This is a genomic window from Paenibacillus zanthoxyli JH29 (genome assembly GCF_000520715.1).
In the GTDB taxonomy this organism is placed as follows: domain Bacteria; phylum Bacillota; class Bacilli; order Paenibacillales; family Paenibacillaceae; genus Paenibacillus_AQ; species Paenibacillus_AQ zanthoxyli.
Genome location: NZ_ASSD01000223.1, coordinates 1 through 360 on the forward strand (window position 1 = coordinate 1; position 360 = coordinate 360).

The 360-nt window shown below is 62.2% G+C and carries 1 protein-coding gene; it reads right to left on the reverse strand.

All coding sequences use genetic code 11. The features are described from left to right. Positions 1–346, reverse strand: a 346-nt coding sequence (locus tag L691_RS28305; RefSeq protein ID WP_332249067.1) for a 3'-5' exonuclease, incomplete at its 3' end; no start/stop codon positions are given. Positions 347–360 lie beyond the last annotated feature (14 nt).

The window sequence follows — 360 nt, forward strand, 5'->3', positions numbered from 1 at the left end:
TGTGCGGCAGGATGCCCTCGGACGCGCCGAGCAGCATGACAACGGGGAACTCCAGCCCCTTCGACTTGTGGATCGTCATCAGTGCGATGCGGTCCTCCTGCTCTGTACCGCCGGGAGACCGGTGCTGCTCGTTCCTTGACGTTACCTCGTCCAGAAAATCAAGAAAAAGAGGGATGCTGCCGAAGCGTCCCGCCGACAGCTCCAGCTCGTCCAGCATTTCCTTCAGCGTCTCCCGGTGCAGCGTCGCCTGATGGCGCTCGTCCGCCAAAATGAATGGATCGTAGAACCGGCTGCGGATCTGCCGAATCGCCTGAAGCGGCGTAAGCTCCCGCAGATGGCGGAGCATGTCCAGCCGCTCCC